Annotated in this window: 18 protein-coding genes, 13 tRNA genes, 2 rRNA genes, 1 riboswitch and 1 other annotated feature; of the genes, 6 read left to right on the top strand and 27 right to left on the bottom strand. The window is 30.5% G+C overall.

Annotated features, from left to right (window positions below; all coding sequences use genetic code 11):
* Positions 1-128: 128 nt before the first annotated feature.
* From C7N41_RS04180 to asnB, 7 genes are all read right to left on the bottom strand, one after another.
* Positions 129-199 (bottom strand) — tRNA-Gly (locus tag C7N41_RS04180).
* Between the two features lie 58 nt (positions 200-257).
* A complete protein-coding gene (locus C7N41_RS04175; RefSeq protein WP_105964475.1) occupies positions 258-464 on the bottom strand; it encodes a DUF2187 domain-containing protein in 207 nt (68 codons plus the stop codon).
* Positions 465-550: 86 nt separating this feature from the next.
* Complete coding sequence (locus C7N41_RS04170) at positions 551-1,474, bottom strand: L-lactate dehydrogenase (RefSeq protein ID WP_105964474.1); 924 nt, start codon at positions 1,472-1,474, stop codon at positions 551-553.
* A 482-nt stretch (positions 1,475-1,956) separates the two neighbouring features.
* Positions 1,957-2,667, bottom strand: a complete 711-nt coding sequence (locus tag C7N41_RS04160; RefSeq protein ID WP_105964472.1) for an amino acid racemase — start codon at positions 2,665-2,667, stop codon at positions 1,957-1,959.
* 11 nt (positions 2,668-2,678) lie between these two features.
* A complete protein-coding gene (locus tag C7N41_RS04155) occupies positions 2,679-3,929 on the bottom strand; it encodes a carboxylate--amine ligase (RefSeq protein ID WP_105964471.1) in 1,251 nt (416 codons plus the stop codon).
* On the bottom strand, positions 3,922-5,463 hold the full coding sequence (locus C7N41_RS04150) for a UDP-N-acetylmuramoyl-L-alanyl-D-glutamate--2,6-diaminopimelate ligase (protein ID WP_105964470.1): 1,542 nt from the start codon (positions 5,461-5,463) through the stop codon (positions 3,922-3,924). The genes C7N41_RS04155 and C7N41_RS04150 overlap by 8 nt, the downstream gene beginning before the upstream one ends.
* 26 nt (positions 5,464-5,489) lie before the next feature.
* On the bottom strand, positions 5,490-7,373 hold the full coding sequence (gene asnB / locus C7N41_RS04145) for an asparagine synthase (glutamine-hydrolyzing) (RefSeq protein WP_105964469.1): 1,884 nt from the start codon (positions 7,371-7,373) through the stop codon (positions 5,490-5,492).
* A gap of 247 nt (positions 7,374-7,620) precedes the next feature.
* Here asnB and C7N41_RS04140 point away from each other — a divergent pair.
* A tRNA-Leu gene (locus tag C7N41_RS04140) sits at positions 7,621-7,705 on the top strand.
* A 39-nt stretch (positions 7,706-7,744) separates the two neighbouring features.
* Here C7N41_RS04140 and C7N41_RS04135 read toward each other — a convergent pair.
* Positions 7,745-10,003, bottom strand: a complete 2,259-nt coding sequence (locus C7N41_RS04135; RefSeq protein ID WP_105964468.1) for an ATP-binding cassette domain-containing protein — start codon at positions 10,001-10,003, stop codon at positions 7,745-7,747.
* A gap of 158 nt (positions 10,004-10,161) precedes the next feature.
* Between C7N41_RS04135 and C7N41_RS04130 the strand changes: the two genes are divergently transcribed.
* On the top strand, positions 10,162-10,479 hold the full coding sequence (locus tag C7N41_RS04130) for a hypothetical protein (RefSeq protein WP_105964467.1): 318 nt from the start codon (positions 10,162-10,164) through the stop codon (positions 10,477-10,479).
* A gap of 32 nt (positions 10,480-10,511) precedes the next feature.
* Here C7N41_RS04130 and C7N41_RS04125 read toward each other — a convergent pair whose 3' ends face one another.
* The gene (locus tag C7N41_RS04125) at positions 10,512-12,317 is read right to left on the bottom strand and encodes a S53 family peptidase (protein WP_105964466.1); all 1,806 of its coding nucleotides are present in this window, start codon (positions 12,315-12,317) and stop codon (positions 10,512-10,514) included.
* Between the two features lie 125 nt (positions 12,318-12,442).
* Here C7N41_RS04125 and mscL point away from each other — a divergent pair, with 125 nt between their 5' ends.
* Positions 12,443-12,808 carry a large conductance mechanosensitive channel protein MscL gene (gene mscL / locus C7N41_RS04120; RefSeq protein WP_105955894.1) on the top strand — a complete coding sequence of 122 codons (366 nt, stop codon included), beginning with the start codon at positions 12,443-12,445 and terminating at the stop codon, positions 12,806-12,808.
* A gap of 105 nt (positions 12,809-12,913) precedes the next feature.
* A complete protein-coding gene (locus tag C7N41_RS04115; RefSeq protein WP_105964465.1) occupies positions 12,914-13,546 on the top strand; it encodes a deoxynucleoside kinase in 633 nt (210 codons plus the stop codon).
* Positions 13,547-13,596: 50 nt separating this feature from the next.
* On the opposite strand, the gene pepV is transcribed toward C7N41_RS04115, so the two are convergent.
* Entirely contained in the window at positions 13,597-15,000 is a 1,404-nt protein-coding gene (pepV, locus tag C7N41_RS04110) for a dipeptidase PepV (protein ID WP_105964464.1), read from the bottom strand.
* 124 nt (positions 15,001-15,124) lie between these two features.
* On the opposite strand from pepV, the gene C7N41_RS04105 reads away from it, so the two are divergent.
* Positions 15,125-15,952 carry an NAD(P)H-hydrate dehydratase gene (locus C7N41_RS04105; protein WP_105964463.1) on the top strand — a complete coding sequence of 276 codons (828 nt, stop codon included), beginning with the start codon at positions 15,125-15,127 and terminating at the stop codon, positions 15,950-15,952.
* A 39-nt stretch (positions 15,953-15,991) separates the two neighbouring features.
* Here the strand turns inward: C7N41_RS04105 and C7N41_RS04100 are convergent, their stop codons facing one another.
* The gene (locus tag C7N41_RS04100) at positions 15,992-17,650 is read right to left on the bottom strand and encodes a putative polysaccharide biosynthesis protein (protein ID WP_105964462.1); all 1,659 of its coding nucleotides are present in this window, start codon (positions 17,648-17,650) and stop codon (positions 15,992-15,994) included.
* 111 nt (positions 17,651-17,761) lie between these two features.
* On the bottom strand, positions 17,762-20,182 hold the full coding sequence (gene leuS, locus C7N41_RS04095; protein ID WP_105964461.1) for a leucine--tRNA ligase: 2,421 nt from the start codon (positions 20,180-20,182) through the stop codon (positions 17,762-17,764).
* A gap of 72 nt (positions 20,183-20,254) precedes the next feature.
* Positions 20,255-20,465, bottom strand: a binding site (T-box leader).
* 117 nt (positions 20,466-20,582) lie between these two features.
* Here leuS and C7N41_RS04090 point away from each other — a divergent pair.
* Positions 20,583-21,200, top strand: coding sequence for a tRNA (mnm(5)s(2)U34)-methyltransferase (locus C7N41_RS04090; protein WP_105964460.1), 618 nt, complete (start codon positions 20,583-20,585; stop codon positions 21,198-21,200).
* On the opposite strand, the gene C7N41_RS04085 is transcribed toward C7N41_RS04090, so the two are convergent.
* The 15 genes from C7N41_RS04085 to C7N41_RS04010 form a co-directional block, all read right to left on the bottom strand.
* Positions 21,169-22,629: an MDR family MFS transporter gene (locus C7N41_RS04085; protein ID WP_105964459.1), complete on the bottom strand. Its 1,461-nt coding sequence runs from the start codon at positions 22,627-22,629 to the stop codon at positions 21,169-21,171. The genes C7N41_RS04090 and C7N41_RS04085 overlap by 32 nt on opposite strands.
* A 75-nt stretch (positions 22,630-22,704) precedes the next feature.
* Positions 22,705-23,901 carry a methionine adenosyltransferase gene (gene metK, locus C7N41_RS04080; protein WP_105964458.1) on the bottom strand — a complete coding sequence of 399 codons (1,197 nt, stop codon included), beginning with the start codon at positions 23,899-23,901 and terminating at the stop codon, positions 22,705-22,707.
* Positions 23,899-23,982: riboswitch (SMK box riboswitch) on the bottom strand. It overlaps the preceding gene by 3 nt.
* A gap of 113 nt (positions 23,983-24,095) precedes the next feature.
* Positions 24,096-24,179, bottom strand: a tRNA-Leu gene (locus C7N41_RS04075).
* 23 nt (positions 24,180-24,202) lie between these two features.
* A tRNA-Cys gene (locus C7N41_RS04070) sits at positions 24,203-24,273 on the bottom strand.
* Positions 24,274-24,291: 18 nt separating this feature from the next.
* Positions 24,292-24,363: transfer RNA gene (locus tag C7N41_RS04065), tRNA-Gln, on the bottom strand.
* A 9-nt stretch (positions 24,364-24,372) separates the two neighbouring features.
* Positions 24,373-24,445, bottom strand: a tRNA-His gene (locus C7N41_RS04060).
* 13 nt (positions 24,446-24,458) lie between these two features.
* Positions 24,459-24,529: transfer RNA gene (locus C7N41_RS04055), tRNA-Trp, on the bottom strand.
* Positions 24,530-24,537: 8 nt separating this feature from the next.
* Positions 24,538-24,620, bottom strand: a tRNA-Tyr gene (locus C7N41_RS04050).
* A 5-nt stretch (positions 24,621-24,625) separates the two neighbouring features.
* A tRNA-Phe gene (locus C7N41_RS04045) sits at positions 24,626-24,698 on the bottom strand.
* A 56-nt stretch (positions 24,699-24,754) separates the two neighbouring features.
* Positions 24,755-24,829 (bottom strand) — tRNA-Asp (locus tag C7N41_RS04040).
* Between the two features lie 15 nt (positions 24,830-24,844).
* Positions 24,845-24,917: transfer RNA gene (locus tag C7N41_RS04035), tRNA-Val, on the bottom strand.
* Positions 24,918-24,923: 6 nt separating this feature from the next.
* Positions 24,924-24,996 (bottom strand) — tRNA-Glu (locus C7N41_RS04030).
* 15 nt (positions 24,997-25,011) lie between these two features.
* A tRNA-Ser gene (locus tag C7N41_RS04025) sits at positions 25,012-25,103 on the bottom strand.
* Between the two features lie 94 nt (positions 25,104-25,197).
* Positions 25,198-25,314 (bottom strand): 5S ribosomal RNA (gene rrf / locus C7N41_RS04015).
* Positions 25,315-25,383: 69 nt separating this feature from the next.
* Positions 25,384-25,506, bottom strand: a 23S ribosomal RNA gene (locus C7N41_RS04010); the annotation flags it as partial.

Raw genomic sequence — 25,506 nt, 5'->3', positions numbered from 1 at the left:
AAAAGTACGAATTCAATATGCTTGATTCTTCGGCTTTCACCAAATCCGAAGTCGCTAAATATCAAAACATACATACTAATCTTTTATTATCGAATATATAAAATCCACTTAGGTAGTGATAATCACTAAGCGGGTAACGGGAATCGGACCCGCGACTTAAGCTTGGGAAGCTTATATTTTACCACTAAACTATACCCGCAGATACAAATAAATTATATCATACGTTGCACAATAATGCATATACAATTTAGTTTATATTATTTTTTAGCAATTTTTGCTTTCTTTTTACTTACAATTGCTCTTTGGTTATATTCATTAATTACTACATCATCATCTTTATGATGTTCATTAATAAGAACCATTACAGAATTTTCATAAATTTTGTCAACAGTTCCAGCGAAATCATGCTTCAAATAACCAAAACGTGGAGCAGATATATAGTCACCAATTTTTAATTCAGCCAAAGTTTTCACCTCATTTGATAAATTTGTGTTATTGATATTATCAAACAATTTCAACAATAGCAAGAATAAATTTTAATAAATATATATTATTTATTTTCTTCAAATTTTTGGTTAATAAAGTCAGCAGAGTATTGTAATTTTTCTAGTTCTTCTTTTGTTAAATTTAGGTTAATTTGTTTTTCAATTCCATTTTTACCAACAATTGCTGGATATGATAAATAAACACCATATTCCTTGCGATAATTTGATACTACTAATTGTGACTTAGAATCCGAAATAATTGCATTTGCTAATTTAACTGCAGCAGTTGCCACACCATAATTAGTGTAAAATTTACCTTTAAATACCTCAAAGCCACCATCCCTGGCATCTTTATCAAGAGTATCTAAGTTTAAATTATTTTCTTTAACTAAATTTGTAATGGGTTCACCAAATACTTTTACTGTAGACCAAGCGGTAAATTGAGAATTACCATGTTCACCCAGATTATATCCATCAACAGATCTGGAGTCTATATTAAGTTTTGCAGCCACTGCTCGCTTCATTCTAGCAGAGTCCAGTAAAGTTCCAGTTCCAATAACTTTTTCTTTAGGTAAGCCCGTTTCTTTTTGATAAATTGAAGTAATAACGTCCACTGGATTTGTAATTACATCTAAGATTCCATTAAAACCAGAACTTTTAATTTTAGCAGATATTGATTTAACAGCTTCTACATTATTTGACAATTCAACAAAGCGATCTTTTCCATCAGTTTGTTTAATCAAATCAATGTTTCCAACAGCTGAAATAATAACATCAGCATCACCTAAAGCTGAGTAATCATTAACGTAGATATTTGTATGAAAAGGTAAGTTAGGCATTGCATCTTGAAAATCTAATGCATCCGAATTAACCTTGTCTTCATTTTTATCAATCAATACTAAATCATCAGTAAAACCATTTGCAACTATATAATGGGCAACTGTAGATCCTACATGTCCCATTCCGATTACACCAATTTTTCTAGTCAAATTAAATCACTTCTATCTTTAGTTTTCGCTTATATTACCATTTATAATTTATAAATTCAAACTATAAATAACTTTTATGTTAAAATTACTAAAAAGGAGATGATAGAATGCTTGTATTTCTTGTGTTTACAATAATGTTTATATATATATTATCAATATTAATGGGACTCACTAGAATTTCAGTCAAAAGAATTATTAATTGGTTAATCATTAATAGAATTTTATATATACTGTTGTTTATGTTCGACGGCATTTTATCAATACGAGTTTTTCACAATAATAATATAGAATCATTTATTACTGTTATTTTAGTAATAATTTCATCCATAATGGTAGAAATAAATTATTCAAATAAGCAAAGAAGTCATCTAATGACTATAAATATGATACTTCTTATATTATCCATACTATTACTATTAACTTTCAATCTAATAATTGTAAAAAAATAACGTAACTCTCAAAATATAAGAGTTACGTTATTTTTATTTTTGTTTATTATGCAAAGCCATATCAATGGTTCGATCCACAAGCACAGATTGTGCATCCACTAAAGGATAATTATGATCAGAAGCTCTTTCTTGAGCTAATGATAGCTCAGTACATCCCAAGATAACTACATCACATTTCATTTCATTAATCATTTCATCCAAAATATGATGATATAGTTCAGCATTCACTATATTTTTTTCTTTGATATATTTATAAATTAAATCCATAGTTTCGTCTTCAATATGCTTAGTTGGTTTCACTAATTCATAATTGAAATTACTAATTTCATTATCATATATACCGTCATAAATAGTTCCTCGAGTAGCAATTAAGCCAACTTTTTTTGCTTTAGGATATACTAGCCCTATTTCTTTAACAGCTTCTTTGGGCATATGCAAAATAGGTATATCAGTAATCGATTGAAGTTTACTATAAAAATAATGGGCAGTATTACATGGAATAACAAAAAAATTAGGTTTTAGAGAACTTTGCTGTTTAATATCATCCATAAGTGGTACTAATGGATTGGGTTTAGAATTATCCAAAATATAATCAGTACGATCAGGAATCGTAGCGTGATTTACTAATATATAATTTAAATAATCTTGATCAGAATGAGCGGGTGTTCGCTTATTCAAAACATGAATATAACTTTCAGTTGCTTCTGTCCCCATTCCACCAATAATTGAAAAAAAGTTTTTCATAAAATCATTTCCTATTTATTTGTAAAATATTTTTGGAAATTTTTAGCATAAATATGCTTCATCCAAGTTACCAACATCCATCGTTTGAAGTTACGATCTTTGTTATACCAAAAAGTTGTTCCATATTGATGATTATTTATTAGTTTCATGGCATATTCTTTGTCTTCATTATCTTTAGCATATTTTTTAAAGACTTCTTTACCAACACCTAACCATAACCAATATTTGGATTTATCCTTATTAGCATAAACTGTATCTTTATCCTTTAAACTATCAAAAGCATAATCTTGAACAGCCCAATCAGCAAGATTATAGCCGTTTAAACTAACAAAGAAACTACTTCTACCCTGTCTTAAGTTAATTTCAAATAGTTTGAATGAATTATCACGAATATCATATTTCATATCAAAATTAGCATATCCAGTAAAATTAATTTCTTCTAGGAAAGTTTTTACCATTGAATATAATTTCTCATTATATTCAGGTAAGATAGCTACATAATTACCAATTGAAGATGGTGATGGATCTTCTAATAAAGGATGACCCAAACACATCATCTTAACTTTATGATTTTTATCAACATAAGCGTTTAAAGTTCTCATATTACTATCATCGCCAGGAATAAAGTCTTGCAAAATTAGGTCAGATGTATATCCATTATCATATATTTTACTAACAATATCTTTAAATTCAGCTTCTGATTTAATCGTAAAGGCCTTTTTTCGACCTTCAAAATGAATATCTAGCCATTCAACACTATTAGTAGGTTTTAAAGCTACTGGATAGCCAAATGGTTGTTCAATATCTTCATCGCTTTCATATTCACTTTTACTAATAATTCTGGTTTTAGGATATGGTAAAGAAAACTTTTCACATTCTTTATAAAAGTTTTCTTTGCTGTTTAATTTTTTAATCAATTCATAATTAACATATGGACAAATAAATACATCGTCTAATTCATCCTTATGCTTAGAAATTAACTCTGCATATCCATCACCACAACCAATTAAAATTACTGGTTCAGAATGTTTCGAATACTTTTGTTTTAGTTTAAGCATCTCTTCAATCCACTTAGGATCTTCACTAAACCCATCAATTAAAGATAAATCTACAATTTTAGTATATCTTGTAGGTGCCAAAGCTTTTTCAGCATAGGCTTTAACTGGCTTACCATATTTTTCATATAAAGATCTAGCCATACCATAAGCATTAAAATCACTACCTAATAGTACAACCGTAAAATTTGATGTATTATTACTCATTTTCTATTCCTTTCAAAACATTTTTGACTACAACGGAGTCGGTTTCGTAAGGAGTATCAACACCGTTTATTTTTTGATAGGGGTCTCTGCCCTTACCTGCTACTACTATTATAGAATTTTCATCACCAGAATGAATAGCCTTACTAATAGCTAAACGACGATCTAATTCAATATGAACATTAACTTTATCATGATTAATATAGGAATCAATTTCATCAACAATTGTAGCTGGATCTTCAAATGCAGGATCATCGGTCGTTAAAAAGGCTTCATCCGCATTTTCAGTTAATGCAATTCCAAATCCCTTTCTACGATCTTCTCCTTTATTACCAGGACTACCCACAACTACAATTACTTTTCCATCAGGATTACCATGTTTTAAAAAACTCAATAATGCATGCATACTAGCATAATTGTGAGCATAATCAACATAAACGTTCCCATGACTTTTAGCATCATAAGATTCCATTCTACCTGGAACAAATACAGTGGATAATCCGTTGCTTACATCATCACTACTTGCACCAGACAATCCGGTAGCAATAATTGCTGAAGTCGCATTAGATTCATTATAATCTCCTGCTACAGCAATTTTATATTCGCCGTCTAATTTCATGGCTTTAGCTTTTTTATTATTAGAAACTAGCTTAATTTTATTATCACTAATAGTGTCTGAGATACTATCAAAGATAAAATCTGGATGACGATTGTCAATCAAAGATTGATCATGATCACTAAATAAATAAATATTTTCCGGTTGAGTAGTAGCTTTGGCAGCCATATAAATATCTTCAAAATGATCAGTATCAGCATTAATAATACAAATATCTGAATTGACTAAAAGTTGTTCTTTACAGTGCAAGTAATCAGCAAATGTTGGATGTTCGTTAGGACCAATATGATCAGGAGAAATATTTAAAAATAATCCGATGTTATATTTAAGACCATAAACACGATTTTTCTTATATGCTTGAGAAGAAACCTCCATAACCATATGAGTCATCCCATTATCAACAGCCATACGCATATATTTAAAAATATCTAAGGACTCAGGTGTCGTAAGATGTGATTTAAATTTTTGATCAGGATTATTGCCAACAATGGTATCAATTGTTGATAGTAATCCTGTTTTGTTATTAGTAGTATTATCTAAAATACTTCTAGCAAAATATGAAGACGTAGTTTTACCTTTTGTCCCAGTATAAGCGATCGTAAATAAATCATTCTCTGGATAGCGATAAAAGGCAGCGCCTATAAGAGACATTGCCTTTTGTACATCTTTTACAATAATTTGTGTTAAATTGCTTCCTTCTGCGTATTTTTTTTCAGATACATAGCCAGAAGCACCAGCAGCTTTTGCCATTGTTAAATACTCTGGTTTAAAGTTTCCCTTACAGAAAAATAAAGCGTTGTTATGAACATTTCTTGAATCATAAGTCACATCATCAAATTGTTCATTTTTATTAGGAACAATTTTAATTAGTAAGTTATGTTCAGATAAAATTGTTTTGATTTCATTAATTCCAAGTGACATTAAAATTCATTTCCTAACATTTAAATTTATGCTTGTAATTCTACTTTATTAATAGTATCTGCATCAGTATCTTCTGGGAAGTAAACTTCATACCAGATAATAAATAGATAAGGGGTCATAATTTTTTGCATACTAGATTTACCTTCATCATGCTCTTTAAGAATTCTCATCAATTCATCAGTATTAAAGAACTTTTGTGCGACATCTGAAGTAAATGCACGAACAATACGCTTATGGAATTTAGGTTCTCTAATCCAAGAAGCAATTGGTGATGGGAAACCTAATTTTTCTTTCATTGCAACTTTTTCAGGAAGCGCATTTTCAGCAGCTTTTCTCAATGAAATTTTAGTTCCCTCATCATTAATACGCGTTTTAATTGGCATTGTTGAAGCAAATTCAGCAATTTCTTTATCAACCAATGGTGTTCTTACTTCAAGAGAGTTAGCCATACTCATACGATCAGCTTTTTGTAGAATATCAAATGGTAACCAAGTATTAATATCAAAATATTGCATTTGAGTCATTTCATCTTTATCTTTAACTTCATCAAAGATATGTTTTGAATATGCTCCAGAATCACGATTTATACTAGGATCTTTTAATAAACGATTTCTGTCATCATAATTAAAGACATAATTAACTCGATAATAACGTTCACTTAATGGTTGCGCACCACGAATTAAGAAACGACGGCCATGAAATCTTGGTAACTTAGTAACCATTGCAGCTAATGATTTTCTAATAAATCCAGGAACATATTTTTGATATCTTTCGAATGGTTTAGCTTCAAGATAAGTGTTGTATCCACCAAAGAATTCATCAGCACCTTCTCCAGATAAAGCAACTTTAACTTGTTTTCTAGTCCCTTTTGATAAATAAAACAATTGAATAGCTGAAGGATTAGATAATGGTTCATCCATGTAGTACATCATGGTTGGTAAGAAATTGAAATAATCATCATCAGTAATCTTAATTGGTGTATTTTCTTGACCAATTTGGTGAGCAAAATCAGTTGACCAAGATAATTCACTATATTTTGAATTATCAAAGCCTAGTGAAAATGACTTAATAGGTTTTAATTTAGAAGCTTCGTTTAATACGTAACTTGAATCAACCCCACTAGATAAGAAGCTACCAACCTCGACATCAGAAACCATATGAGTTTTAACTGAATCCTTCACAAGACTCTCAATTTTTTTGGCATCGCCTTCAACAGTTTGTGAATTATCAATATGATCGTAATTGAAATGGTAATAACGATGAGTTTCTGTTTGTTTACTATCGATATGATGAACAAAGTATGTACCAGGCATTACTTTATAAACATTTTTAAACATTGTTTCCTCTGAAGGAATAAATTCAAAGCTTAAATGAATAGGTAATAATCCAATATTCAATTCTTTGTTAAAAGCTGGATTACTCAAAAAAGCTTTAATTTCAGAAGCATACATAAATGTATTACCATCATCATAATAATATAATGGCTTAATTCCAAAGTGATCTCTTGCACCAAAGATTTCATTATTAGCTTTATCATAAATAACGAATGCATACATTCCACGAAGTTTTTTTAATAAACCGGAACCCCAAGCTTCATATCCACGAATTAAAACTTCTGAATCAACATCAGTTTCAAATTCATATCCTTGTTCTTGTAGTTCTGCTCTAATTTCTTTATAGTTATAAATTTCACCATTAAAGGTTAATACCTTCTTTTGATCTTTACTAAATAAAGGTTGACCTCCATGAGCTAAATCAATAATTGATAATCTTCTAAAACCCATTGAAATATTTTCATCTTGAAAATATTGTTCATCATCAGGACCACGATGTTTAATTCGATCTGCCATTTTACTGATAGTATCAGTAGGAACATCTTTTTGATTTACATATCCACAAAATCCACACATGTCGATTTATCCCCTTTTATATAACATAATAATTTTATTTTATAGTTTATTTTAATTTTAAATTCTTACTAATATTATTGTACCAAATGTTATGCAATATGAACCATAAATCATAAAATTTGTTAGACAATATTAATTAGTACACAAACTATTATTAAGTATAAACATATAAAGAATTCTGTAAAGTATAATATTCCTGCTAAAATTTGTTAAAAGCCATGATATAGGTATACAATATGTATTATATGCCCTAATGGCGGAATTGGCAGACGCGCAACGTTCAGATCGTTGTTTAGTTTTTCTAAGTATGGGTTCGAGTCCCTTTTAGGGCATAAAAATAATCACACTTTGTATAAAAGTGTGATTATTTTTTATCTAATTTGATTATAATTTTTCATTGACTGACCAGTTACTGAATTTAAATCATTTAAAGCATCTTTAGGAGTTCCTGAATATAGTATTTTTCCACCATAACGACCTGCTTTAGGTCCAACATCTATCATCCAATCTGCTTTACTAATAACAGATAAATTATGTTCAACAATAATAACTGTATTGCCAGCATTAACTAAGTCATTAAATAGATTATTCATAATCGATACATCTTTCATATGAAGTCCAGCAGTAGGTTCATCCAGCAAATAGACAGTTCCAGTTTGATTAAGTTGAACTGCAAGTTTTAATCTTTGAACTTCTCCACCAGATAAGGTATCTAAAGACTGACCTAATGATAAATAATCCAAACCTACTCTTTGCATGTTAATCAATTTATCACTAATTTCACCATGGTCATCAAAAAATATAATTGCATCAGCAATTGACATATTTAACACTTCACTAATATCTTTGCCATTATATTTATATTGAAGTGCTTCATCACTATATCTTTTACCATGACATTTTTCACAAATTTGAATAACTGGATCCATAAAAGACATATTGGTAATCTGAACTCCTCTTCCCTTACATAATGGACATTTACCTTTACCATTATAACTAAACAATTGTCTAGAAACGTTATTAGCATCCCCAAATAATTTTCTAATATCATTTAAAATATCTAAATAAGTTGCTGGAGTGGATCTAATATTAACCCCAACGGCATCTTGAGATAAATCTACATAATCTGTTTTTAGGTTACGCTTTACAGCATCAATTAATGAGCTCTTACCTGAACCAGCAATTCCTGAAATGACAGTTTCAGCATTCAAAGGAATTTTAACATTTACATTTTGCAAATTATGAATATTTACATTTTGTAAATCAATTGTTTGGTCAAAGTCTCTAGTCTGATTAAATTGCAATGGTTCTTTCAAAAGTTTACCAGTTATCGTGTTACTTTCTAATAGCTCTGAATAACTGCCTTGAAATGTAACATTACCACCTTTTTTACCAGGTTTAGGTCCAATTTCTACAACATAATCAGCAATTGGAATTAATTCTGGATTATGTTCAACAACTAAGATAGTATTACCTTTATCTTTTAATTTTTTCAAAGCATTACTTATCAATTTAATATCAACAGGATGCAAACCAACACTTGGTTCGTCAAGAATATATACCATATCTGACAAAGAACTGTTCATATATTTAGCAATTTTAATTCTTTGAGTTTCACCACCAGACAAGGTATCTGTACTTCTATCAAGGGTTAAATATCCCAGGCCCAAATCAACTAATGATTGAATTTTAGTGCTAAGTTCTCTTATAAGATTTTTCACCAAAGGTATATCAATACTTGATAAAAATTTTAAAACATGAATTAAGTCTAATTTTAAGATATCTGCAATATTTTGATCATTAATTTTACAAGTTAAAACAGCCGGTCTTAATTTACTACCACCACATTTATCACAAACAGTTCGATTTACAATTTCAGCAATTGCCTTTTTATGATGTTGTCCCTCCTTACTTTCAATAATTGAACGTTTAATTCTAGGAACAACCCCTTCATATAAAATAGACTTGCGCCATATTTTAGGTGCATCTTTTAAATGTTGTTGTGGTGCATATAAAAGCATATATAGTTCATGTTCACTATAGTCCTTAATCTTTTTATCATTATCAAATAGACCTGTATAACCATAACGTTTCCAACGCCAAGTTCCGGGGCCAAAGCTTGTAAAGGTAATAGCACCTTCATTAAGTGACTTATCATAATCAATTATTTTATCAGGATTAATATTGTCAATATATCCTAATCCTTGGCATTTATCACACATTCCTTGTGGTAAATTAAATGAAAAGGTATCTGAATAACCAACCCATGGTTTTCCAACACGAGCAAATAATAATCTAATTAATGAATATATTCCTGTATAAGTAGCAAGAGTGGAACGTGGGTTTTTACCGACCTTTTTTTGTTGGATTACAATGGCAACCGGTAAATTATTAATTTTACCAACATCGGGTAATCCATACTTAGGTAAGTATTGCTGAGTAAAACTAGGAAAAGTTTCATTCAATTCTCTTCTGGATTCAGCAGCAATCGTATCAAATACTAACGAAGACTTCCCAGCACCTGAAAGTCCCGTAAAAACGGTTATTTTGTGCTTCTTTATTTTAATATTTAGATGCTGCAAATTATTTTGATGAGCATCTTTTACATCAATAAAATCTCTTTCAGCCATGAAAATCCTCCCTTTAATTAATATTACTATGATAACAAGATTTTGGTATTAATAATATTATTGCATATTCATAAATTGCAAAAGCACTATAATATAAGCTATAATTTAATTAGTTAATGAATTTGAATAATAATCATATGGAAAGAAGATGTTAATATATGAAAGAAAAAACACTTAATTTAGTAATGTTTATTTATAGTTCTTATAAAGGATCAGAATTAAATTTTGCTAAAAGTTTAATTTCACATAATTTTGATGAAACTGTAGAATCAATTGAAAACGCAATGGAAGAATCTAAAAAGGCATTTAAAAAGAGAATGCTTGAACCAATTAAGATGCCTGCTGATAGTGTATCAATTGATTATAGTGCAGCTTTTGAAAAAATGACTGTTAACAAAATAACAAATATGGAACTACGTAAAAGAGCAAGACGCTGGTTAATTGCAGATGAAATGCTTAAAAAAATGAAAGAATAACAAAAAGCAATGACTAAAATGTCATTGCTTTTTTATTTCATTTCTTTATATAGTTTATAATAATTGACTGTTCCTAAACCGGTTGCTTGATTATAAGGCTTTCCAGGTTGTCCAACATAATAAATATTACTATTATCATTTATAGAATCAATCGGATTAAAAGGCGAGTTATGGGATGTTGAATATGAATATATTTTAGGATTCCAAAGTCCCATTCTATGTTTAGCTTTAGCAACCATCAATGAATCCACCCCTGCTATTTGTGGAGCAACAATACTGGTACCCCCACTTATACTCCATTTATTATTATGATAAACAGTATAACCAGACTGCGGATCACCATTGGCAACAATATCAGGTACATTTCTACCTGAATTTTCACCAGAAACTAAACTAGGTGCAGTATATTGCTGTGCATAACCAGAACTCATATCCCAATATTTAATAGCATTATAACTCCCTACACCTTTAATATTTTTTTGGTAAGCAGGGACAGAATTTAACTTACTAAATCCACCACCAGTTCCAGCAAAATAACTAGGAATAAAAATAGAACTATTAGCCTCATATAATTTTAATTTATTAAAATATGGGTACAAAAAGTCATTAGACCAAGCGCGTTCTTTATTAATTCTTATACGTTGACCATTAATTGAATAATCGACCGGTATACTTGTAGCACCTACAGAAGTTATATATGGAGATGATGAAGGCGATTCAACCGATAAACTAGTAACTCCACTTGAGATTCCATCATAAGCACCATTATCACCAGATGAATTGAATACACTAATACCTTGAGCAGCAGCTTGTTCTAAAATTAGATTAATTATCTGACTATATTTTTTGCTTAAAATACCTAATTTAATTTCTCTTTTAATCTCAGATTCACTTATCCCCCAACTCAATGATAAAGTATCAGATTTGTTATCACTAACAGCATCTGACAAACTAGTTAATAAACCGGAAATGGTTGGTGAAGATAAATATAAATTTAAATTAGCCTTAGGATTAACAAATCCTGCCTGTTCTAAGTCCATAGTAGTTTCATCACTGCTATTATTATCAATTGCTGTATCAGCATCATGATTATAAACTTTAATTCTACTAGTATTTCCAGAAGTTCCCATTTTGCGCCAATATGTTCCTACATCTGCTTTACTAAAATCACCAAAGGAAATAATTCCTATGGAAGTTTTCCTTTTAGAATTATCAGATAAAGGTGAAACATTATATCTGTTAATAAATTTTTGTGGACTATTAGATTTCAAATCAGAATCAGAAACATTGTTACCATTATGATCTTTATGATCGATACCATCATAGTTTGTTAAACCAATTATATCAATAATATTTTTTTGGTATCTTTTAGGTAAAGTAAGTTTATGATTAGGCTTTATGACATTAACACCTGATTTATTTAAATTAATAAATTTAAATTTCAAAGCTTTCTGTATGTTTTTTATCGAACCATAGACTTTTAATATAAGATTTCCACGATATACTTTAACTTTTAAATGATATTTATAAAAGTACCTTTTTATTTTATATATATTATTTTTATCCTGCCCATAACGATTACTAAATTGTTTAGTGGAAATAAATTTTTTGTTATTTTTATTTAAAATATATGTATTTAATGAATTCTGATGCTTTATTTTCATAGCAACTAAAAAACTGGATTTGGATTGTTGCGGTACAGTTGATGGATTATTTTTTATTTTTTCAGTCTTGATATTATTTTTGGCATAAACATTTGTTACTAAATGACTATTCTGCAAACAAAATAAAATAGTTATAGTAAAAAAAATATATATCCAATAATTTCGTTTTGTCATTGTGCTAGTACACCTTTCAATAATTAAAATGCTAATCCCATGCCAAGTATAACATTTTTCATTATTATTAGATGATTTTTATGTTATTATATTCATAATTAATAATTTACATAAGGAGAATTTATATGTTTAAAGATTTTAAAGCATTCTTATCTAGAGGTAGTGTAGTTGATTTAGCCGTTGGTGTTATCATCGGTTCAGCATTTACAGCTATTGTTAAATCATTAACTACTGATTTGATTAATCCATTCTTAGGTTTATTCCTAGGACAAATTAATCTATCAGGTTTAGTATTCTCAGTTGGTAGTGCTCAATTTAAAGTTGGTTCATTCATTGAAGCAATTATTAATTTCATTATTATTGCATTTATCATCTTCTTAATGGTAAGAGCATTCAACAAATTAACTAAACGTGATACTTCAGCTAAAGAAAGTAAAACTGATGCATTACTTGGTGAAATTCGTGACCTATTAAAAGACGAAAAAAAGTAATCTAAACTTAAATAAAAATACCCTGATTTTTATCGGGGTATTTTTATTTATATTTATATAATATGATAAAATAATAATATTATTGTTGAAATTAAGGAGTTAATAATGGTGATAATTACTGCCGGAATGATTGGGGTTGGTAAAACTACCCTAACTGGAAAAATTTCTAAACATCTAGATACAAAAGCATTTTATGAACCAGTTGGTGAAAATCCAGTTCTTCCACTTTATTATAAGAACCCAAAGCAATATGGATTCTTATTACAAATATATTTTTTAAATAAGCGTTTTGGAATGATCAAAAAAGCGTTAGCAGATGATAATAATATTTTAGACCGTTCAATTTATGAAGATGCCCTTTTCACTAAGCAAAATAATGCAGAGGGAAACATTACCGATATGGAATTAAAAATTTATTTATCTTTACTTGATAGAATGATGTCAGAATTAAAAGCTTTACCGAAAAAATCACCTGATTTAATGGTATATGCTGAAACCGACTTTGAAACCATTTTAAAGAGAATCAAAAAGCGTGGTCGTGATTATGAACAATTTGATAATAACCCCAAGTTAAAAGAATATTATTATAATATGTGGTCAGCATATAAAAAATGGTATGAAGAATATGACGCAAGCCCTAAAATGAAAATTGATTTGCAAAAATATGATCTATCTGATGATAAAAATACTGAAATCATATTAAAACAAATCGATAATAAATTAAAAGAAATAAGATAAGCAAAAAGCACTTTTGGTTAAAAGTAATATTAATCAAAAGTGCTTTTTTATTATTTAGATAATTCGGTAATTGATTGTGCATAAATAGACATCGCTAGTAATAAATCATCTATAGGTTGAAATTCATTAGCTTGATGCATAGTATCTTCCGTCCATGGGCATAAAGCACCAAAAGCCACTCCTCGTTTCATCATTCTTCCATAGGTACCGCCACCAACAACTTCTGGTTTAGCTGATTTAGCACCAGATTGTTCACGATAAACATCAATTAAACGACTTACAATTGGATCAGCGGGATCTACATAATGCGGATCCATATTATCAGTGTTATTAACACTTCCTGACAATGGCTTGATTGCATTTTCTAAGTGTTCACTAATTGTTGAAACAGAAATCCCCTTAGGATATCTAAAATTAGTATTTATAAATCCTCCATTTTGAGTATCGAATTTCATAATTCCAACATTCATAGTTAAATCACCCATTATGCCACTCGAATATGAAGTATCAAGTTTATGGCATCTTGAATCATCATGTAAATATTTAGCGATAAATGTTAAAAAGTTATCAGCATCACCAGTAAAATCATATTCGCTTAAAAACGTTGCTAGATAAGTTCCAGCATTAATACCGTTCTTAGGCTCCATTCCGTGTGCAGATTTACCAATTAAATGCAATTTAATTCCTTTTTCTGTAATTTCAGCATCACCATCTAAATTACTATCTTCCATAAAATTGGTAAAATCAGCATTCATTTCATCTTTATCATTAGTTAATACATAAGCATTGGCATCACGAGGAACCATATTCTCACGTAATCCTGAATCAAATGACTTCAATAATGTATCGGCATTATCAGTTTGTTTGTTGTTAAATTTATTTTCAAACGTAGTGTTTCCCTTTTCACCGTTAATAACTGGAAATTCAGCATCTGGTGAAAAACCAAAGTCAGGTTCTGGCTCTAAGGCAAAATAATGTTTCATCCCAGTCCAATCACTTTCCTCATCAGTACCTACTATGAATCTGATTTTACAATTTGGCTTAATATTATTATCTTTCATTATTTTTAGTCCATAATATGCAGCTAAACCTGGACCTTTATCATCAGACGCACCACGACCATAAACATTACCATCTTTAATCGTCATATCAAATGGATCAGTATCCCATCCGGCACCTGCTGGCATAACATCGGCATGAGCCAAAATGGCTAAAGTTTGATCTCCATCACCATACTCAATATAACCTACTAAATTATCTAAATTTTTTGTTTTAAAACCATCACGTTCACCAAAGGACAAATATTTTTTTAAAGCATCAGATGGTCCTTTCCCCAAAGGATGTTCTTTAGTTTTGTCTTTATCATTACGTTCACTATCAATAGCAATTAATTCTTTCAAATCTTTTAAATAAGAATCTTTATAAGACTTTGCTTGTTTTTTCCAATTAATCATAAAAAAATCCCCCCTGATATCTTTATTTATATTTTAGCATAATCAGTTTTAATAGCTATAAATGAACTTTAAAGTCTTGTAATGATATAATTATGATATGTAATCTTCTTAGGAGGAATATTGTATGGATCAAATAACTAAAGATATTGTTAATAATACAATTAGAATAAGACCAAATAATAGTTATAAGGGAACATATGGCAAAGTTGGTTTAATTGGTGGTAACCAAAATTTTGGTGGTGCAATTATAATGGCCTCATCAGCGGCTGTTCATTCGGGTGCTGGATTGGTAACTACATTTACAGATAAAATTAACCTTTCAAGTTTACATGATCATTTACCTGAAGCAATGTTTGCCGATTATAACGATGAAGAAACATTAAAATCATTAATCCCTACTTTTAATGTTATTGTAATCGGTCCTGGATTAGGAACAGATACTAAAAGCTTAAAAATTTTAAATAAAGTATTTAGTTTAATACAAAAAAATCAAATTGTTGTAATTGATGGATCAGCTATTACTATGATTGCAAAGCATAAAATAAAGCTGCCAAACGCTATTAAAATTTTCACTCCTCATCAAATGGAGTGGCAACGACTATCTGATATAAAAATAAATAATCAAAACGAAAATCAAAATATGATAAAAGTTAAGGAATTAAATAGTATTGTAGTCTTAAAATCTCATCATACTGAAGTTTATAACTCTGATAGTGTTTTTCAAAATCCTGGCGGAACACCTGCTCAAGCAACTGGTGGTATGGGTGATACATTAGCTGGTATGATTGGAGGATTTGTTGCTCAATTTAATAACAAATACAATGCTGTTTTATCTGCAGTTTTTATGCATAGTAAAATTGCAGATGAATTAGCAAAAGATCAATATGTAGTATTACCTAGTCAGATAATTAATCAAATTCCCAATTTTATGAAAAAATATGAAAAAATATGAAAAAAAGGTTTAATCCTCAATTAGAGGATCAAACCTTTTTTATTTAATGTGTAATATTTTTCTTAATTTATCTGATTGATGACCAATTACATAATCAGCGACTCTACTTTTGAGAGATAAGTAAGAATAAATAAATCCGCCAACAATAACAGCTAGTGCGACTACTATAAAACTTCCAACTCTACTATAACTATTTGTAAAAATATCTACTACTGTATTTCCCAAGTAAACAGTAGCCAAGGCAACTAAATAAGTAACAAGAGAAAATATCAAAATAAAATTTAATCTTTCTAGCATTTGATAACTTCTAAAACCAAATTGATTATCAAGAGACTTAATAATTAATCCATTGACAACTAAGAATCCAATGGCTGAAGCGATAAGTGGACCAAAAGTACCAAATATTAATATCATAGGTACTTGGGCCAAAATTTTAGCAATAGTTCCGTATATAAAATATTTCACTGCCAATTTATTTTGGGAAATTCCTTGCATCATCGCTGCAATAACAGTAAACAATCCAAAAAGTATAGAAACAATTGAAGAAAATGCTAGTACATTAGCAGATAAATGATTATAACCAGTACCATAAAACACACGATTCAATGGTCCGGAAACTGCTGTCATCCCTAAAGCAGCTGGAATCATTACAAAAGAAAATAATATAAAACCATTGGAAAGTTGATGACTAATACCCTTTTTATCATTTTTAGTAAATGCCTCAGATAACAAAGGTACAACAGTAATGGCCATAGCTGAAGCAAGAGAAATAGTTATCATTATTAGCTTGTTAGCATTACCAGCAAAGATTGCATACAATTTGTTTAAAACATTCATTGGATAATTAGTTGAGATCCTCATAACGTCAAAGAAAGTATATTGGTCAATAAGTTGAAAAATAGTAATTCCAGCACCTAAGATAATGAATGGAATTGCTTGACTAATGATTTCCTTATATAAATGATTAGCATTAACGTGAATCTTATTATTACTATTTTCAATAAGATGACTATAGTATTTTCTGCGTTTTAAATAATATATTCCAAGAATTATTAACCCTGCCAGTGATCCAATAAAAGCAGCAAAAGTTGACTGTGTAACCGCGGTTGTCCAATTACCATGAATAACTCGCATTATGAAGAATGCTGTAACTAGCATATATATCACTCTAAATAATTGCTCTGCAAATTGCGATATTGCCGAAGGTGCCATGTCTTGGAATCCTTGGAAATAGCCTCTAGTTAAACTCATAGTTGGAATAATCAAAACTGCCCATGATAAAGAGCGTATAACTGGAATAACGTTAGGATTACCGTTGTCTAATAGCGGTGCTCCAAAATATAAAGCTAATGCGCATATTATACCAGTGGTAAAAGATAAAACTAAGCCCCTTTTATACAATCTTAGACTTATCCCATATTCATTCAAAGCATTATAATGGGCCACTTCCTTTGCAATTGCTGATGGAATTCCGGCAATTGATATTATAAGAAACATACTATAAATATTATATCCTTGTACATACAAAGCATTGGCTTGTAAATAAAAAGCTCCAAACCAAATACTCCAAGGAATAATGTAAATTGCCCCTAATATCCTAGAAAGGATACTTCCTGCTGTCATCCAGGCAGACCCTTGGAGCATTTTATTCTGGGTCTGTTGATCACTATTTGTAATATTTTCATTTTGTTCTTGCATTTTATAGTCCTACTTTCAAATTTGTCTGACTTATTCATTTTAATCAAAATTTATAAAGTAAGCAAATCTAATAATAATAAAAAAGGGAGAACAAATCTCCCCATTTTTTATTTAGTTAGCAACAATATTAACAATTTTACCAGGGATAACAATTACTTTACGAACTGTTTTACCATCAGTGAACTCTTTAACTTTATCGTCATTTAAAGCAACTTCTTGAATTGCATCTTTTTGCATATCATTAGCAACTTTAATATGTGCTCTAACCTTACCGTTAACTTGAACAACCATTTGAATTTCATCATCAACTAATTTGCTTTCATCATATGTTGGCCATTTAGCATAAGAAATTGAATCTTCATGTCCCATCTTGTTCCATAGTTCTTCAGTCATATGTGGAACAATTGGTGCAAGTAATTTAATAAAGCCTTCAATATACTTCAAATATAATGTATTTTGTTTATAACATTCATTAACAAATACCATCATTGTTGAAATAGCTACATTAAATCTAAGATTTTCGTAATCATCAGTAACCTTTTTAACCGTTTGATTATAAATCTTATCTAATTTACCATCATTAACTGTAACAATGCGATCACGCAAATGATTATTATCATCCATAATTAGTCGCCATACACGTTGAATCCATCTATTAGCACCATTTAAACCTTCAGTACTCCATGGCTTTGATTCAGTTAATGGTCCCATGAACATTTCATAAAGTCTTAATGTATCAGCACCATATTCTTCAACAATATCATCAGGATTAACCACATTTCCTTTAGATTTAGACATTTTTTCATGATTAGTACCTAAAATCATCCCTTGGTTAACAAGTTTTTGGAATGGCTCCTTAGTTGGTACAACTCCTAAATCATAAAGTACTTTATGCCAAAATCTTGCATATAATAAATGAAGCACTGCATGTTCGGCACCACCGATATATAAATCAACTGGCAACCATTTTTTTAGTAATTCTGGATCTGCTAGTTTTTTATCGTTATGAGGATCAATATATCTTAAGTAATACCATGAACTTCCTGCCCATTGTGGCATTGTATTAGTTTCACGTTTACCTTTTTTACCATTTTTGTCTACAACATTTACCCAATCATCAATGTTAGCTAATGGAGATTCTCCCGTACCAGATGGTTCAATATTTTTAGCCTCTGGTAATTTCAAAGGTAATTCATCTTCTGGAACTAATGATGTACTACCGTCTTCCCAATGAATAACAGGAATTGGTTCTCCCCAATATCTTTGACGTGAGAAAATCCAATCTCTTAATCGATAATTAGTTTTAGCATTACCTGCATTATTATCTTCTAACCATTTAATAGCTTTTTCGATAGCTTCTTGTTTACCCATGCCATCTAAGAAATCGGAATTAATATGTTTTCCATCTCCGGTGTATGCCTCTTTAGAAACATCTCCACCTTCAATAACAGGCTTAATTGGTAAATCGAATTTATTAGCAAATTCATAGTCACGATCATCATGTGCAGGAACTGCCATTATTGCACCAGTACCATAACTAGATAATACATAATCTCCAATCCATATTGGTAATTTTTCACCATTAATTGGATTAACACCATATGCTCCAGTAAATACACCCGATTTATTCTTATTTAAATCAGTTCTTTCTAAGTCAGATTTAGTTGAAACTTCTTTTCGATATTTCTCAACAGCTTCTTTTTGATCAGCAGTTGTAATTTTATCAACTAATTCATGTTCAGGAGCAAGGACCATATAAGAAGCACCAAATAAGGTATCTGGTCTGGTAGTAAACACTTCGATTGTGTCATCATCATGACCATAAACATTAAAGAATACACTTGCACCTCTTGAACGACCAATCCAATTTTTTTGCATTTCTTTAATACTTTCAGGCCAATCTAAGTCATCCAAATCATCAATTAGACGATCAGCGTAAGCAGTAATTTTCAATACCCATTGAGTCATTGGAACACGGTATACTGGATAACCACCACGTTCAGTTTTACCATCTTTCACTTCTTCATTAGCAACAACTGTTCCCCCCATAAAATCAGGAGCCCAGTTAACTTCAATTTTATCTTCGTATGCTAAACCTTTTTTATAAAGTTGTTCAAAGATCCATTGAGTCCATTTATAATATTTTGGATCAGTAGTATCAACTTCTCGATCCCAATCATATGAAAATCCTAAAGATTTAATTTGTTCTCTAAAATGTTCAATATTCTTTTGAGTAAAAGTACCAGGATGATTACCAGTTTTTAAAGCATATTGTTCTGCTGGTAATCCAAATGCATCAAAGCCAATTGGATGCAATACATTTTTACCCTGCATTCTTTTCATTCTAGACATTATGTCAGTTGCTGTATATCCTTCTGGATGTCCAACATGCAATCCTTGTCCTGAAGGATAAGGAAACATGTCTAAAGCGTAATAATTTTCTTTATTAGGATCATTTGTTGTTTTAAACGTATCATTTTTGGCCCAATATTTTTGCCACTTTTTTTCTATATCAAGATGATTGTAAGGCATTATATATTATTCCTCCTATAAAAATAATTATTAGATAATAAAAAAGTCCTACAAGTGAATATCAAAAATCACCTATAGGACGAAAGTTTCCGCGGTACCACCTAAAAATTCTTTGTATAACAATACAAAACTCTTTACGCTCCGTAACGAGGAAAACGTTTTAACCTATTATTTTCAGTTAAAAATTCAACGATGAGTTCAATTGATTAATTTCTAAATTCACAGCGTCCATTTAGTTTCTGAAAAAATTAATCAATTTACTAGTTCGTATCCACATTTTATTATCTATCAATTTAATTATTTATTATATTACCAGTCTATAAATTTAAAATCAAGTTTAACCAATATATTTTATAAATGATATAATTTAACTAATAAAAATTTCGGAAAGGATTTTATTATGAAATTAGAACCATCTTTAAGGTATAGTCATACGATAATGTCACAAGTAATAAAAAGTGGTGATAATGTTATCGATGCCACTGTAGGTAAAGGAAATGATACTGAATTTTTATCTAAATTAGTAAAAGAACATGGTAAAGTATACGGCTTTGATTTACAAAAAGATGCTATCAATATTACTAAAAAAAGACTAGAAAAAAATAATTTAAATAATACTAAACTATTCAATATTGGACATGAAAAAATTAAAGAATATGTAAAAGATAAAATTAATGGAGCAATTTTTAACTTAGGATATTTACCAGGTGGCAATAAAGATATAATAACAAAGCCCAAAACAACAATAACAGCAATTAAAGCATGTTTAGAATTGCTTGAAAAAGATGGCATTATAATATTGGTATTATATTATGGTCATCCTGGCGGAAAAACTGAAAAAAATACAGTAATAGATTTTGTCAAAAATTTAGAACAAAAAGAATATTCTGTTTTAGAATATAAATTTATTAACCAGATAAATGAACCCCCTATCTTAATAGCTATTCAAAAAAATAAAAAAGACACGATTTTCAATCGTGTCTTTTTTATTTATCAATTTTTTTATCAAACAAATTAATAATAACTACTAGTATAACTATTATTAAACAAAATAAGAAAACTTCATGCAAAGAATTATATAATATATTTTTTAAAGAATTAAGTACATTTTCAGATAAGTTCAAATGAGTTTTATAGTTTATAAATTCATTTATTTTATTAGAAGTAATGCCAGCATTAGAATGAAGAGTTCCTATCTTAATTTGTCTATTCATGACAATTTCTAAGATAGAGATAATAAATGTTTGTCCAAGGATCCTGCTTAAGCTATTAAACGAAGTAGCAACTCCTACTTTATCTTGTTCAACAATGTTTTGAGAAGTAACAGTACTATTAGTAATAGTCAATCCAAAACCAATGCCACATAGTGATGATATAACAAAGAAATATATAATTGAAGAATTAATAGATAACAATATTAAGCATACAGCAGATATTATAGTAAAAATAGAGCCAATAATTGTTACATAAGAAGCACTACTTTTAGATAATAACCATCCTGAAAAAAATGAACCAATAATCCAGAATATTGAAATTGGGGTAATCGCTAATCCTGAAAAAGATGCTGATAAACCCATAATTCCTTGAATCCAAATTGGCAGATAAATTTCCAACCCAAAAACAAAGCCACTCATTAATAATATAATTATATTTTGAATTATAAAAGTCTTATTATTAAATAATGACATTGGAATTAATGGATTAATAGTTCTATACTCATTTCTTATAAATAAGACCAATGAAATTAAAGAAATAATTATTAGATAGTATATACTATTAATTGTATTAGGAATTGAATCCATTAATTGTATTACATACATTATTGAAAATAAAAATAATGATAAATATATTATTCCCAAATAGTCTATCTTTTGTTTAGTACCAAAATTTTTTTCTTTAAAAAATAAAAGAATTATACAAATTGATAATATTATAATAGGTATATTTATGAAAAATATCCATCGCCAGTTAAATGTATCAACAACTATTCCGCCTAATAATGGAGCGATAGTTAAAGATATTCCCCAAATCGCACCATTTATTCCAATTAATTTAGATTTATTATTAAAAGGATATATATCAGATATTATTGTATATGTCATCGGCATAATAGCAGAAGAACCAATCCCCTGAATCGCACGCCAAAATATTAAAATTTCCATATTATTAGAAATACCTGAAAAAAAACTTCCAATTAAAAATATTAGTAATCCAGTTAAAAAAATCTTTTTTCTACCAAATTGATCAGATAGTTTTCCATATATTGGAGTAGTAACCACACTAGTCAATAAAAATATAGAAAAGACCCAGTTCATAAGAGAAACCCCATGGATGTCTCCTACTATTGATGGTAAGGATGTTGATACAATTGTTATAGAAATTGCACCAACAAAGGTAGATAAAAACAGTGCCATAGTAATCCAAAATCGATTATTTTTTTGTATCATATTTATTTTAACCCCCATAATAAAAGAAAAACGATTTAATTTGTATAAAAACAAAATAAATCGTTTTTTATTTTATTAAGCCTTATTATTTAAAAAATTATTTAATTCTTCGACTTTATCAGTCTTTTCCCATGGCAAATCAACATCTGTTCTACCAAAGTGACCATAAACAGCAGTCTGTTTATAAATAGGACGTTTTAAGTCAAGCATTTTAATAATTCCAGCGGGTCTTAAATCAAATATTTTTCTAACTGCTTCAATTAATGATTCTTCCGAAACTCTAGAAGTATTAAAAGTATTAATAGAAATTGATACAGGTTCTGCAACTCCAATTGCATAAGCAATTTGAACTTCAACCTTTTTAGCTAATTTTGCAGCAACAATATTTTTTGCAATATATCTAGCAGCATAGCTAGCAGAACGATCGACCTTAGTTGCATCTTTACCAGAAAAAGCACCACCACCATGATGAGCAGCTCCTCCATAAGTATCAACTATAATCTTACGACCAGTTAAGCCAGCATCTCCTTGTGGCCCACCAATTACAAATCTTCCAGTTGGATTAATATAATATTTAGTCTTTGAACTTAAAAATTCATCTGGAATTACTTGTTTAATGACTTTATCAATAATATCATTTCTTATTTGATTCAAAGTAACATCTGGATCATGTTGAGTACTTAAAACCACTGTATCAACTAATGTGGGAACATCATTATCATCATATTCCACTGTAACTTCTGCCTTAGCATCGGGTCTTAAATATGGTATTGATTCATTCTTTCTTAATTCAGTAATTTTACGCATCAAATTATGACTCAATGAAATAGGTAAAGGCATTAATTCAGGAGTTTCATCTACGGCGTAACCAAACATTAAGCCTTGATCCCCTGCACCTATTTTATCTAATGCATCTTCACTATTGTCTCTTTTTTCAACAGAATCATCTACACCTTGTGCAATATCAGGTGATTGTTCGTCAATAGCAACTAATACAGCACATGTATTTCCGTCAAATCCATATTGGTTATTATCATAACCAATATTTTTAATTGTTTCTCTAACTACTTTTTGTATATTTACATATGCTTTTGTTGTAATTTCACCAAAAACTAAAACCAAACCTGTTGTAACAGAACATTCACAGGCCACTCTAGAATCAGGATCTTGTTTTAACATTTCGTCTAAAATAGCATCACTAATTTGATCAGCAATTTTATCAGGATGTCCTTCTGAAACAGATTCTGATGTAAATAAATGTCTTTCTTGCATTTAATTATTCCCCCTACGATTTTGGTTACAAGGCATCTTCACTACTAGGTGAATCCTATCGGGAATACGCTCATAACTTTTATAAGCATATCACAAAATTACAACATTTAAAAGACTATTGTAACAGTAAAAAAATAAACGATAAGCACTAAATTGCTTATCGTTCTTTGATTAGATTTATTCGATTATAATTATACCGGAGGTGGGTTCGAACCCACACGATCTATACGATCACTGGATTTTGAGTCCAGCGCGTCTGCCAATTCCGCCACTCCGGCAAAATATATTAATGAAAAATTAAAGGCGGTAATCGGATTTGAACCGATGATAAAGGTTTTGCAGACCTCTGCCTTACCACTTGGCCATACCGCCATTTAATATAATATTCAACTGGGCTAGCTGGATTCGAACCAGCGCATGATGGAGTCAAAGTCCATTGCCTTACCACTTGGCTATAGCCCAATTAAAAAGGGCGGTAGGTGGGGATCGAACCCACGCGTGTCGGATCCACAAACCGATGTGTTAACCACTTCACCACTACCGCCATAGCAACATAACAGGGATAGTAGGAGTTGAACCCACATCAACGGTTTTGGAGACCGGTATTCTACCATTGAACTATATCCCTATTTAAAATGGAGGAGAGTGGATTCGAACCACCGAACCCGAAGGAGCGGATTTACAGTCCGCCGCGTTTAGCCAGACTTCGCTACTCCTCCATAAATGGCGCGGGACAGAATCGAACTGCCGACACACGGAGCTTCAATCCGTTGCTCTACCAACTGAGCTACCGAGCCAAACCATTTATGTTATGCTATAGATTATTTAATTATATGTTGTAATAAAACAACAACGGTTCGTACGAGACTCGAACTCGTGACCTCCTGCGTGACAGGCAGGCGTCCTAAACCAACTAGACCAACGAACCAGTCCAATATTTGGATGGAGGATACAGGGCTCGAACCTGTGACCTCCTGCTTGTAAGGCAGATGCTCTCCCAACTGAGCTAATCCTCCAAATAATGACCCGTACGGGATTCGAACCCATGTTACTGCCGTGAAAGGGCAGTGTCTTAAACCACTTGACCAACGGGTCATATTAAAGTTATAACGGAGAGTAAGGGATTCGAACCCTTGAAACAGGCTTTGACCCGTTTACATCATTTCCAATGATGCTCCATCGGCCAACTCGGACAACTCTCCAAGACCATAACTAACTCCGAATGTCAGACTCGAACTGAYGACAACCTGATTAACAGTCAGGTGCTCTACCAACTGAGCTAATYCKSMATAATAAGCGCGGCAACTTCCTACCCTTGCAAGAGGCGATCCTCTAACTACTCTCGGCGTTTAGAAGCTTAACTGCTGTGTTCGGCATGGGAACAGGTGTATCCTTCTAGCTATCGCCACCACACTATTTATCTGAAAGAACTTCGTTCTTTCAAAACTAGATATTATTATTTCTTTTAGAGAACAACCTTACTTGGTTAAGTCCTCGACCAATTAGTACTAGTCCGCTCCATACATTGCTGCACTTCCACTTCTAGCCTATCTACCTAATCATCTCTTAGGGGTCTTACTTCCATAAAGGAATGGGAAATTTCAT

It is taken from the genome of Apilactobacillus micheneri, from assembly GCF_002993975.1.
Taxonomy (GTDB): domain Bacteria; phylum Bacillota; class Bacilli; order Lactobacillales; family Lactobacillaceae; genus Apilactobacillus; species Apilactobacillus micheneri.
This window is presented reverse-complemented; position numbering and strand designations above follow the sequence as displayed.

What these genes read in the sequence shown, in the direction of transcription:
- C7N41_RS04150 (WP_105964470.1), bottom strand. Translation starts at nt 5,463, where the DNA reads ATGTCACTTGGAATTAATGAAATCAAAACAATTTTATCTGAACATAAC.
- asnB (WP_105964469.1), bottom strand. Translation starts at nt 7,373, where the DNA reads ATGTGTGGATTTTGTGGATATGTAAATCAAAAAGATGTTCCTACTGAT.
- C7N41_RS04085 (WP_105964459.1), bottom strand. Translation starts at nt 22,629, where the DNA reads ATGATACAAAAAAATAATCGATTTTGGATTACTATGGCACTGTTTTTA.
- C7N41_RS04155 (WP_105964471.1), bottom strand. Translation starts at nt 3,929, where the DNA reads ATGAGTAATAATACATCAAATTTTACGGTTGTACTATTAGGTAGTGAT.
- C7N41_RS04100 (WP_105964462.1), bottom strand. Translation starts at nt 17,650, where the DNA reads ATGCAAGAACAAAATGAAAATATTACAAATAGTGATCAACAGACCCAG.
- C7N41_RS04135 (WP_105964468.1), bottom strand. Translation starts at nt 10,003, where the DNA reads ATGGCTGAAAGAGATTTTATTGATGTAAAAGATGCTCATCAAAATAAT.
- C7N41_RS04160 (WP_105964472.1), bottom strand. Translation starts at nt 2,667, where the DNA reads ATGAAAAACTTTTTTTCAATTATTGGTGGAATGGGGACAGAAGCAACT.
- metK (WP_105964458.1), bottom strand. Translation starts at nt 23,901, where the DNA reads ATGCAAGAAAGACATTTATTTACATCAGAATCTGTTTCAGAAGGACAT.
- C7N41_RS04130 (WP_105964467.1), top strand. Translation starts at nt 10,162, where the DNA reads ATGAAAGAAAAAACACTTAATTTAGTAATGTTTATTTATAGTTCTTAT.
- C7N41_RS04105 (WP_105964463.1), top strand. Translation starts at nt 15,125, where the DNA reads ATGGATCAAATAACTAAAGATATTGTTAATAATACAATTAGAATAAGA.
- C7N41_RS04125 (WP_105964466.1), bottom strand. Translation starts at nt 12,317, where the DNA reads ATGACAAAACGAAATTATTGGATATATATTTTTTTTACTATAACTATT.
- leuS (WP_105964461.1), bottom strand. Translation starts at nt 20,182, where the DNA reads ATGCCTTACAATCATCTTGATATAGAAAAAAAGTGGCAAAAATATTGG.
- C7N41_RS04115 (WP_105964465.1), top strand. Translation starts at nt 12,914, where the DNA reads ATGGTGATAATTACTGCCGGAATGATTGGGGTTGGTAAAACTACCCTA.
- pepV (WP_105964464.1), bottom strand. Translation starts at nt 15,000, where the DNA reads ATGATTAATTGGAAAAAACAAGCAAAGTCTTATAAAGATTCTTATTTA.
- mscL (WP_105955894.1), top strand. Translation starts at nt 12,443, where the DNA reads ATGTTTAAAGATTTTAAAGCATTCTTATCTAGAGGTAGTGTAGTTGAT.
- C7N41_RS04090 (WP_105964460.1), top strand. Translation starts at nt 20,583, where the DNA reads ATGAAATTAGAACCATCTTTAAGGTATAGTCATACGATAATGTCACAA.